This is a genomic window from Streptomyces spororaveus (assembly GCF_016755875.1).
Taxonomy (GTDB): domain Bacteria; phylum Actinomycetota; class Actinomycetes; order Streptomycetales; family Streptomycetaceae; genus Streptomyces; species Streptomyces spororaveus.
Window position 1 is genome coordinate 1 of sequence record NZ_BNED01000006.1, and the last position, 11,169, is coordinate 11,169.

Here is an 11,169-nt window from a genome sequence, read left to right on the forward strand (position 1 = left end):
GGACCCTGACCCGGAGCGGGATGTCGCACCGGGTCGGCGCCGCTGCCCGGCAGCCGCGCCGTCAAGACATGGACCGACGCCCTCGGCCGCACCTCCGAGATCGATCACTACACCGCCACCGACCTCAGCACGTCGACCAGGACCGGCTACGCCTACGACGTTCGCGGCAAACTCGCCAAGGTCACCGACACGGCCGGCAAACTGGACCTACACCCACGACGCCCGCGGACGGATGACCTCGTCGCAGGACCCCGACACGGGCAGGTCGACGTTCACCTACAACAACCTCGACCAGCAGGTCTCGACAACCAACGTCGACAACGTCACCCAGTACACGTCGTACGACGTACTCGGCCGCAAGACCGCACTGCGCGACGACTCCGAAACCACCGACCCCATCGCCCCTGGACCTACGACACCCCCCGGGCGGCAAGGGCCAGCCCGTCGCCTCCACCCGCAAATGGGCGCCGGCTCGTACAAGACCGAGGTCACCGGCTACGACAGCGAGTACCGGCCGACCGGATCGAGGATCACCATCCCGGACCTGCCCGCCACGAAAGGGTCTGGCCGGCAGTTACGCCTACAGCACCACGTACACCCCCACGGGCAAGGTCCAGTCGACGACCCTCCCGGCCACGATCGGTGGTCTCGCCTCCGAGAAGCTGATCACCCGCTACAACGCCGACGGCATGGTGCAGACCGTGTCCGGGCTGTCCTGGTACACCGCGGAAACGGTCTACAGCCCCTACGGCGAGATCCTGCGTACCGCCTCCGGCAACGCACCGAACCGCGTGTGGACCACGAACACCTACGACCCCCACACCGGACGGGTCGCCTCGGCGACCAGCCACAAGGAGACACGTGACTCCGCGTCCGGCTCGAATCTCCTCTCCTCCCTCAGCTACACCTACGACTCGGTCGGCAACCCGACCTCCATCACCGACACCTACCCCGGCATCACCCCGCAGTCCCCGACCCTCGTCGACCGTCAGTGCTACACCTACGACGCCATGGGACAGCTCGTCCGAGCTTGGACGGGCAAGACGGAAGGCTGCCCCACCGGTCCCGCGGGCCCGGCGCGCACGGAAGTGGGATCGGGTACGCCGGGTGACGCCTACTGGCAGGACTACCAGTTCGACGCCATAGGCAACCGCACCAGGCTGACCGATCGCGACCCCACCAACAGCGCCCTCGACGACGAGACGACGTACACGTACGGCGTGGAGATCAGGGGCGGCGCCCTGCCGAACCCGAAGAAGCAGCCCCACGCCCTGACCAAGGTCAACAAGACCACCAGGACGCCTGGTTCCTCGGTCGACTCCCTGTCCACCTACACCTACAGCGCGGCGGGCAGCGCCAAGACCCGCACCATCGACGGTGACACCCAAACCCTGAACTGGGACCACCGCAGCAAGCTCCTCTCGGCCACCAGCCCCGGCATCGGCTCCGTCGCGGTCACGGGCCTTTCCGGCAAGTGCCTCGACGTCCAGGACGGCAACACCACTGACGGCACCCCCGTCCAGCTGCTCTCCTGCAACGAGAGCAAGCCCCAGCAGTGGCGCATCACCGGCGACACCGTCCGCGCTCTCGGCAAATGCCTCACCTCCGAAAACGGCAAGGCCGTCCTGAAGGCCTGCAAGCCGGGCGAGGCGAGTCAGAAGTTCACCTACCGGGAGACGGACAAGGCCCTTATCACCGGCACCAACCAGTGCCTCACCGTCCCCAGCGACAATGACGCCGAGGGCAACGACCTGCACACCTTCACGTGTGCCGGCCCGGCCGTCACGGCGGCGCAGCAGTGGAGCTTCGGCAACCTCACCAGCTACCTCTACGACGCGTCCGGCAACCGGGTCGTCCAGGAAACCGGAAGCGCCCGCACCCTCTACCTCGGTGAAACCGAGATCACCGTCGACAAGGCCGGCAAGGCCATCGACGCCGTCCGCTACTACAACAGCCCCAGCGCCCCGACCACGGTCCGCCGCACCAACGGCAAGACCACCGGCCACACCCTGTCGCACCTGCTCACCGACCACCACAACACGGCGACCATCAGCGTCGACCAAAAGGCCGGCCAGCCGGTCACCCGGCGCAAATCCGACCCGTACGGCAACCCGCGGGGTGGCCAGCCCTCCAGTTGGCCCGGCGACCGCACTTTCCTCGGCACCGGCAAGAACGACAACACCACGGGCCTGACCCACATCGGCGCCCGCGAATACGAGGCCAGCACCGGCCGCTTCATCACGGTCGACCCGGTCATCGACATCACCGACCCGCTCCAGATGAACGGGTACACGTACGCCAACGGCAACCCCATCACCAACCTGGACCCGGACGGCCTCAAGTACTTCGAGGGAGACAACAGCGACCCGGGGTTCCAGGCTGCATCCCAGAATGTTGTGGAGGTTGCACAGGCGAGACAGGACCGACGGAACGATATTCGACAGAATACGCGGAACACGTTTGAGCGAACTCGCTATAAGCTGCTTTCCGGGAAGAAAGGCTACATACGCAATTCCAAAAGCACTTCGGGTAAAGAATTTGACCGAATGATGAACAAGTATGACCCGAATGGCGGTTCTATTACGAAGCAGATCTCTTTCAAGATGTGGATGTTCGGCGCACCCCAAGAGGAGATCGACTACTTCAACCGTAACTACTGTGAATTCATAAAATGTAACGACTGGTTGGAGTCCCTGGCGACTGGTGAACTGATCTCCTCGGACATATATGAAAAGCCCAACGCCCAGGTGATGGGTGAAATGTTTGCCGGGGGGATGCTTTCGCGCGCAGGGGCAACTAAGAAGGTGAACGGGGCGGCGGGGAAGCCGTGCGGTAACAGCTTTGTCGCTGGAACGCATGTGCTGCTCGCCGACGGAACCAGCAGGCCCATCGAAGACCTGGTGGGAGGTGATGAAGTCCTCGCAACCGACCCCGAGACCGGCGAGACCTCGAAGAAGGCCATCACCGCGACCATCTACACGGAGGACGACAAGACCTATGTCGACCTGACCGTACAGACGCCCGATGGAGTCAAGTCCATCACCACGACAGGTCACCACCCGTTCTGGTCGGAATCCGACCAGGCCTGGAAGAATGCCGAGGACCTCAAGCCTGGCGAAACCCTACGTACAGACGGCGGGCCTTCCGTAGCGATCGCCGCGACCCACGCCTACGAAGCGTTCAATCAGACCTTCAACCTCACCGTCGCCGACCTTCACACGTACTATGTGCTCGCAGGCGCCACCCCGGTCCTCGTTCACAACTGCAACGTTATTGATGGAAGTGGTCCGGCTAGGGGAGTGCTTGAGGTCAGCGACCGGGTGAAATCTGTCGGCGCGGTGAAGAACTTCAACCCGAAGGGTGAGAGGGACTTCGTCTTCGATCCGACCACGGGACGCTTTGCGACCGGTGCAGACCAAGGCGTTGGTGGGCACGATTTCCTTGGGAGTGCTATTGGCGCGGACAAGTCAACGATGGTGGGAGGTCGGCTCCGTCGAGGTCCCGATGGAGAACTTCAGACCAATCAATGGTCCGGACACTACGGAATGAACTGGGACGATTCGGCAAGGAAGGCATTCCAGGACTTCATGGGCCAACACGGTATAACCGTGAGCCACACTCCGAGCATGCATTGGTGAGCAGGATGACGTTCCTGGTGCATCCAGTTCTTAAGGCAGGTGTCGTGACGGAAAATGATTTGATGGCAGAGCTCTCAGCCGTGCCTGAGACCTGCTGGATCTTCTCTGCCCACGCGAATGAAGCCGGCGCCGTCATGTGGCTGCCGCTGACGAAAATCAGCGAGACCGGCATTTGGCTGGGGCTCGACAGGAAGGGAGTGTGGACGCTAGGCCGACTCGATGGTGTAGTCGAATCCTCGGCGGAAGGTCTTCCCTCGTCTTGGGTGACGATTCTGGACGCAGATGAGTCGTCGCTGCGAGCAGGCTTGGCGTCTGCTGCTGAACGGTTCAAGCTGTCACCGGACGGGCTTGAGAGCCTGGTCCCAGTCGATGACGTGCTGGCAATGGCGATCAGAAGTCGGAGCAGTCACTGGGCAGAGCGTGCAGTCTGCTGGATGTCTGAGAGGGCTATCCCAGGAGACCAATTGGTCCTACTTCGGGGATTGTCCACGGCCGATTGGGCTAATCAACGGACACGGCATACTGCCAGGCGTCTTGTGAAGGGGGTCGAGCAATAAACAACCAGATGCCCTCCCGGACCCTTCGGGAGGGCATCTGGCCGCTTGACGGCAACGCTGACGGCAACGTCAGCGGACAGTTGGTGCGGCGGGCGGCTCGAAGGCAGTGCCAGGGGCTGCGTTGAGAGCACCCGTCAGACTGTCGATGGCTTGGCGTTGGAGGCCGAGTCGGACGTGGGCGTAGACGCCGGCGGTGACGCCTATGTGGGCGTGGCCGAGGAGTTCCTTGATCACGACGAGGTCGACGCGTTCCAGGAGCAGGGTGGCGGTCGAGTGGCGGAGGTCGTGGAAGCGGATGCGGCGGAGTCCAGGCCGGTCTGCTCGCCGATTCCCGTGGCCCACAGCGGCTCGTGCGGCGGCGCCGACAGCAGCAGGCGCAGCACCTCGACGGTCGGGCGGGTCATGCGAGGTCCTGTCACGGTGCCCTACGCCACCATGCCTGTCGACCGTAGGTCAAGAATGAACCACGCTCACTCAGCAGACGTTGCCAGTGGCGGCCGAACGACGAACGGCCCTCGGCACCGATGTGCAGGCCGCCGAGCTCGTTCAGGTGAGTCGGCACCTGGGGCTCGTCGGCCCGGTTTCCTATGGGCAACCGGAAGTACGGCATGCACGCTGCGGTTGCCTGGGGGCAACCGGCGCGGAGCATCTCTGTCGTGGGTTGCCGCCGTCTACTCGGCACCCTCCGTCTTGGTGGCTGATTCGGAGACTGAACAGTCGAGGCACTCGGGGACAGTGGCAGTCGTGTGTTGGAGGCCGTCGCAGTTCTCGCACCGGGGGTGTGCGGTGGCGTCACCGAGTTCCTCGAGGGTGGCCTGGAGGCGACGTAGCATGCAGTCGGCCTGGGAGATGGCGGCCGGGGCACGCTGGGACGACATCCACCGAAGTGGACCGAGAAGAGCCTGTGCGAGGCCGACAGCGGTGCTCGCGGCGTACGCCCATCCGTCGGTCGCGACGGTGGGGTCGTCGGGAGCGTCCTCGTGGGGAAGTCCGACCGACCAGGGCGGCACCGTCATGGTGAGGGAGTCCAGCCGGTCACCGGCGAAGCCGAGTTCGAACCAGGCACGCCGGACCTGGTCCTCGGCCAGGGGCCACTCCCAGGGGCCGGTGAAGTAGGCGCGTGCGTGGCCGGGGCCGGCAACGGATTCCTCGTAGCCGACGCCTGCGGAGCGCCAGAGCAGGGCCCACAGAGCGGCCGTGCGCAGTTCGGGGTCGTGGCTGCTGTGGCCCAGGTCGTCGGGGACGTCGATGCCCAGGGCCGTGAGGGCAGCGAGAAGCTGCTCGTCGGTGGTGTGCGAAGGGGTCATGTCCTGCCTACAGGGGGCTCGGTGTCTGCGGGGCCGGAGGAGAGCGTGCTCCGTCCCCCATGAGCGTGCAGCACGGACCTCGCCGACAGGGCGCGACGCAGCGACCGGCGGATGGCCGCGGCAAGCACCAGGCCGGCCCGGCGGCGCGTCCACGGTCTCGCAAGCCCCCCTACCGGCACAGCGTTCGGAAGTACCTCAGCTGTCGAGCACGGAGTCACATTCGAAAGCGGTCAAGAGATCAGCTCCGAACAGCCAAAGATTGACTTCTGAAATGCGCTCGCCCAGAGAGCCCCACCAGGGGCCGGTAGGGGTAACCCCACGGCCGGTGGCCAGACCGCCGGGGCGCAGCAGCTGGCCGGGGCCGTACGACGCGGAGCGGGGGGCCTCCCCGGGCTGGCCGGCAGGCACGCGACTTGGAGGGCGCGAGCGCCCCCGCGGCCCTGCGGGCGGCCCGTAGACCTCCTTTCGAGTTGGGACAGCCTCTTCTCGTTTCTGGCATCCAGGCTGGGAAAACGCTGCGGGGACGAAGTCGACGTCGGCATGGGCGGCCGCGGCTACCGGCTCGCGCCCGGGGCCCAGGTCCTGCCACGATCGGGGCTCCCGCAGGGCCCGCCCGCACCCCAACTCCCGTACGGAGGCGCCACCATGTCCACTCCCCCGCCCATCCCGCCGTCCGCCCCCGGGCCGGACGCCCCGCCGCCGGCCCCCACCAGCACCGCGGCCCAGACGGCCGCCCGCGGGCGCCTGGGCGCGGCCGAGGCCGCGATCGTCATCACCGCCATCACCGCGGTGACCGTCCTCGCCGTCCTCGAGCGCCCCGTCCCCGCGCTCCTGGCCACCCTCGCCGCCGGCACCCTCCTGGTGCTACTCCCCGGCCGCGCCGGCGGCCGGCTACTCGCCCTCGTCCACGCGCTCACCGGCCCCCGCCCGTGAACCGCACACCGGACCGCACCACCCGTTCCCGCCCCGTCGCCGAACCGGTCGAACTCGCGACCCTCCGCGGCTGGCTGCGCGCCGCGAAGGCGAACATGCTTCTGTCCACCCTCACCAAGCGCGCGAACGGAGACGGCCGCCCGGAGTACAAGATCTCCGAGTGCACTCTGCGCCAAGCCCTCGACGGCCGACTCCCCACCCTGAACACCACCCTGGCTTTCGCGCGCGGCGCTGGCGCCGACCAGAAGAAGGCCGAGCAGCTCTGGAGGGCCGCCGACCGCGCCGTCAACCCGCCGCCGCGCCGGCCCGCCCCGCACGTCCCCGGCGCCTTCACCACCCCGGACGGACTCGTACGCGCCATGAACCGCGTCCGCGCCACCGCCTCCCACACCAGCCTGCGCGCCCTTGCCGACCGCGCCGGGCCCGGACTCTCCCGCAGCACCCTCCACCGCCTCCTGTCCGGCGACCAGATACCCACCGCCGGCCAGCTCGCCGCGTTCGCCGCCGCCTGCGACGCCGGGGAGGCGGCCACCGCCGCGCTCCTGGCCGGCCACCGTCGGATAATCGACGGACCGCCCCGGCCCTTCCCCTACGGCTGCGCACAGGCCGAGTGGGCCGCCGAACGCCGATACCGCGACGACGCCGCCCGGCCCTGGCTCACCGAGCCCGAAGAACTCGGCTGGGACGACCAGCAGCGGCACGACGAGGTAGAAGCCGCCTTCCGGCGCTGGGCAGCCGATACCGAAGCCCTTCTCGACGAGCTCGAAACCGACCAGCACCCGGCCACCGCAGGGCGTAGCGCGGCCGCCTGCGGCCCGCGCGCCGGCCTTGTGGCGATCGCGGCCAGGGCCCAGCCCGTCTACGACACGTGGATCGGCCGGCCCCCTGCGCTGGCCGAGCCCAACCCGGACCAGCCCTGAATCCCCGGCCCGGTGCTGGCGGCCGCTGAGCCCGGGAGGGGCCCGGCCGGCAGTCGGCGTGAGCCGGACCCGGGCCAGGAGTACGGCGGCCGGTCACCGCGGGACGGCCAGGCTCAGCGGGCGGCGGACGCGAACGGACGGCGAACTGCGGCAGGCCAACGGGGCGTAGGACCGTGCGGGGTCTGGCCGACTAGCGGGCGCTGATGGTGGCCGACCAGCCGCTGCGGCTGAAGTGGCAGGCGCCGTCCGGGTCGACGCGTACCGCTGCCCCCGAGATGGGCAGGTCTCCGTCGATGACGAGCCAGGTGCGGATGCGGTCCAGTTCGTCCCACAGCCGGCGCGGGCCGCCCTGGTGGACGGTGGGCGCCTGGCGGGGCCCCGGGGGCCGTGGCGCGGGCCCAGGAGCCGTCCGGGTGCAGCATGTAGGCGGTGCGGGTGCCGTCCGCAGCCGTCTCCATGCAGTGCTCGATGCCGGGGACCGTGAGTTCGAGGGTGGAGCGCACGTCCCAGGTACGCCTGACCCTCATCACTGGGAAGCGGCCGGTGGTGACGGACTCGCCGTCGGCCTTTCGCGCGGTGGCCCACAGGTCGGCGTTGTCGGGCGTGGGGGGGTAGTCGTCGCCGTGGCGGGTGGTCATGAAGGCGGCGGGCTCGGGGGCGACCTTGCCGGTGGCGCCGCCGTCGGCGGTCTTGTCCGCGACGATGAGCAGCCCGGTGCCGGACAGGGCGGTCACCATCCGGCCGCCGGGGGCGAGCGCGGTGAGCCAGGAGGCGGGGACGGCCGGGACCGAGACGGTGGAGACGATGCGGTCGTAGACGCCGGGCAGCTCGCCGGTTACGTCGCAGACCTCCAGCTGCGGCCGGTGCCCGGCCGTGGTCAGGCGGTCCCACGCCGCCTGGATCAGGTACGGGTCCACGTCCACGCTCGTGACCCGTGCCTCGCCCAGGCGCCGGCACGCCAGCGCGGTCGAGTAGCCGCTGCCGCAGGTCACCATGAGGCGGGAGGTGTCGGTGAGGAAGGCGTGCTGGTACATCTTCACGACCAGCGCGGGCAGCGTGGCCGACGAGGTCGGCCACGCCTCCGGGACCACGGCCGCGGGGGCTGCGTGGTCGGCGTGGTGGGGGCCGACGCGGGTAATCACGCTGAGGCTCTTGTCGTAGGCGCTGCTCATCCACGCGTCCGGGTCGCGGCGCCGTCGCGGAGCTCGTAGACCCATGTGCCGTCCTGCTCGGCCGGGGCCCACCAGCGGGGCACGAACAGGTGCCGGGGCACGGTGGCCAGGGGTCTGTGCCAGCGGGACTCGGATCGTACGGTCGCGTCGGCCATCCGTGCGGCATGGGTGTCCCAAGCCCGCCGGCGTCCACTCCATCAGCAGGGCCCCTTTCAGAGGAGCACGGGCACGGCGGCTGCGGGCGCGCCGAGCGTCGCGGGTGCGTAGCCCATCGGGTCGCAGGGGTCGTTCTTGCCGGGTCGCAGGAGTCGGAGTTGGAGGGCTGGCAGTCCGGGTGGCAGGCCGTCAGGTCCGTCCGCCGCGGGATGATCGCGCTCGCCTCGGCCCACTGCGGGCTGGACAGACGGAGTCCAGGCCGGCTCCCTGGACGTTGCCCGCGGTCAGGAACCTGCCGATCTCGCAGACCGCCACATCGCCGCCTGGCAGGACCGTGGCCCGCCTGTCCCCGCAGCGCCCGCACAGCTCGGCAGTGGACGGCAGCGTGGTACCCGCCGCGTTGCCGACGGCCCGCACCCTCCCGACGTGCACGTCGCGGACGCCGAAGGCCTCCAGCTCCGCGCGGGCCCGCTCGGCACACGCCTGGTCGCCGGCGTGGAGGACGGCGACCTTCACCGCGATGCCGCGCCTGACCGCCTCGACGATGTTGGCGCGCGTCGCCTCGTGCGAGCCTGGGCGGCCGGTGACTTCGTCGTGCTCAGCCGCGACGCTGCTGTGGTACGTCGTCGCCAGCCGGACCCTGGGGTGCTCCAGCAGCCGCCAGTGCTCGTCGCGGATGCGGAAGAGGTTGCTGTAGACCCGGACCCGCAGGCCGGAATCCACCGCGTGCCGGGCGATGGCGACGAAGCCGGGGTGGAGCGTCGGCTCGCCGCCGATCAGCTGGACCTCCTCGGCGCCCAGAGCGACGGCCTGTCGATGGTCCGGAACCAGTTGTCATCGCTCATACTGCCTTGGCCCCGCGTCGGCCCCGAGCCGGCGTAGCAGAGCGGACGGGCAGGTGAGCTGGCAGCGACCGGTGATCTCCAGCGACAGGAACCGCAGCCTGGTAGGGGCCTCACGGTGCTCGTCATGTCGCGATCGGAGGCCGCGGCCGTCAACCCGTCCTGTGATGTGGCTACTTCGGCCGACAGGCGCCCTTCCCCACGCCCAGACCAGATGCCGGGCTCATCGTGCGGTGCCGGGAGACGCGGCCGCCTCCGGGCCCCGCCAAGTCGGCCGTTCACCGGCCGCGACCGCGATCCGCGGAGGTCAGCCGACGGCCGTCTCGGGCAGCGTCGACCTCGCCCGTGGAGCGAGGCCGCTGGCGGCTGTGGAGCAGGCGGCGCCCCGGCCCTGTCGCGCGAGACCGGCCGCGCGGGCCCACACCGGCACGTGGATCGGCTGGCCCCCGGCGCCGGACAGGGCCGGCCCGGACCAGCCGATGAACCCCGGGCGTGCCTGACGGCGGTCTCCGTAAGCCTCCCCGTGTGCGGCCACTTACCGCGCAATTTATGGCCACGGGATTCCCGCGTACGGCCAGATCTTCTCCCCGCTCGCCCCGAGTAGTAACCGCTCGGCGAAGCTGGAGCGGGTGAAGAACAGCAGGGAGATCATGGAGATCCTTGAGGCATACGACCTCACAGGCAGTTACCGTTGCCGCGGCCGAACTGGCCGGGTGCGACCACCACACGGTGGCCCGGTATGTGAAGTGCGGGCCGCCGGCCAGCATCCTGACAGCGCCGTCACCGGGCGAGAGCGATCGATCGACTACCTGCCGAAGATCGAGGAACTGGTGGTCCGCTCACAGGGCCGCATCCGCGCCGACGTGTCCACAAGAGGATCGCCGCGATGGGCTTCACCGGCGGGGAACGCACCACCCGCCGCACCGTCGCTGAGGCAAAAACCCAGTTCAGGGCCGGTCGACGGCGCGTCTATCGGCCGTGGGTGACTGAGCCCGGGCTCTGGGTGCAGTACGACTTCGGCGACGGACCGGTGATCAAAGGCCGCAAGACCACCCTGTTCTGCGCGTGGGTGCCTGGTCCCGATTCCGGGTGGTGATACCGCTCGTGGACAGACACGCCGACTGATCACCGCCTGCCTGGATGCCACATTCCGCAGGATCTGGCGAGTCCCTGCCTAAGTTCCTCACGGGACAACGAGGAAAACGGTCACCATCGACCACGTCGCCGGTATTGCGGTCCGCCAATCCGGAAATAGTCGAGGTCCGCCCGGCACTAAGGACCACCATACGTACTTGTCTGCCGGTCAGACCCGGTAGACCAAGGGGCGGCAGCGACATCCACGGTTGAGATCGCCAAGCCGACCTGGGGCCCCGGGACGTGAACCTGCGCGAGCAATACAAGACCTTCGGTGAGCTCGAGGCGGCCTGCCGGACATTCTGCGACGAGGTCAATTCCCGAACGCACAAGGCGACGCGGCGCAAGCCCATCGAGCGGCTCGCGGAGGAACGCCAGCGGTTGCATCCTCTGCCGCGCCGACCGTTCACCGCGGCGTTCGGCACCACCCGCAGGGTGACCTGGGAGTCGACGATCTCGGTCGACGCGGTCCGCTACTCGGTCCCGCACGAGCTCATCGCACCCGTCTGA

5 protein-coding genes and 3 pseudogenes are annotated in these 11,169 nt (G+C 68.8%); 4 read left to right on the forward strand and 4 right to left on the reverse strand.

Annotation, left to right across the window (positions count from 1 at the left end; all coding sequences use genetic code 11):
• Positions 1-689 precede the first annotated feature (689 nt).
• The gene (locus Sspor_RS39670; protein ID WP_202204152.1) at positions 690-3,638 is read left to right on the forward strand and encodes a polymorphic toxin type 43 domain-containing protein; all 2,949 of its coding nucleotides are present in this window, start codon (positions 690-692) and stop codon (positions 3,636-3,638) included.
• A 626-nt stretch (positions 3,639-4,264) separates the two neighbouring features.
• Here Sspor_RS39670 and Sspor_RS39675 read toward each other — a convergent pair.
• Both Sspor_RS39675 and Sspor_RS39685 read right to left on the reverse strand, forming a co-directional pair.
• Positions 4,265-4,513: pseudogene (locus Sspor_RS39675) on the reverse strand (tyrosine-type recombinase/integrase); the annotation flags it as partial.
• Between the two features lie 353 nt (positions 4,514-4,866).
• Positions 4,867-5,502 carry a hypothetical protein gene (locus tag Sspor_RS39685; protein ID WP_202197305.1) on the reverse strand — a complete coding sequence of 212 codons (636 nt, stop codon included), beginning with the start codon at positions 5,500-5,502 and terminating at the stop codon, positions 4,867-4,869.
• 645 nt (positions 5,503-6,147) lie between these two features.
• Here Sspor_RS39685 and Sspor_RS39690 point away from each other — a divergent pair.
• Both Sspor_RS39690 and Sspor_RS39695 read left to right on the forward strand, forming a co-directional pair.
• Positions 6,148-6,435, forward strand: a complete 288-nt coding sequence (locus Sspor_RS39690; protein ID WP_202204153.1) for a hypothetical protein — start codon at positions 6,148-6,150, stop codon at positions 6,433-6,435.
• Entirely contained in the window at positions 6,432-7,355 is a 924-nt protein-coding gene (locus tag Sspor_RS39695; RefSeq protein ID WP_202204154.1) for a helix-turn-helix domain-containing protein, read from the forward strand. The genes Sspor_RS39690 and Sspor_RS39695 overlap by 4 nt, the downstream gene beginning before the upstream one ends.
• Before the next feature lie 190 nt (positions 7,356-7,545).
• On the opposite strand, the pseudogene Sspor_RS39700 reads toward Sspor_RS39695, so the two are convergent.
• A pseudogene (locus Sspor_RS39700) lies at positions 7,546-8,682 on the reverse strand (methyltransferase domain-containing protein).
• Positions 8,683-8,872: 190 nt separating this feature from the next.
• Positions 8,873-9,514, reverse strand: a complete 642-nt coding sequence (locus Sspor_RS39705; RefSeq protein WP_308445580.1) for a radical SAM protein — start codon at positions 9,512-9,514, stop codon at positions 8,873-8,875.
• 640 nt (positions 9,515-10,154) lie between these two features.
• On the opposite strand from Sspor_RS39705, the pseudogene Sspor_RS39710 reads away from it, so the two are divergent.
• A pseudogene (locus Sspor_RS39710) lies at positions 10,155-11,157 on the forward strand (Mu transposase domain-containing protein); the annotation flags it as partial.
• Between the last annotated feature and the right edge of the window lie 12 nt (positions 11,158-11,169).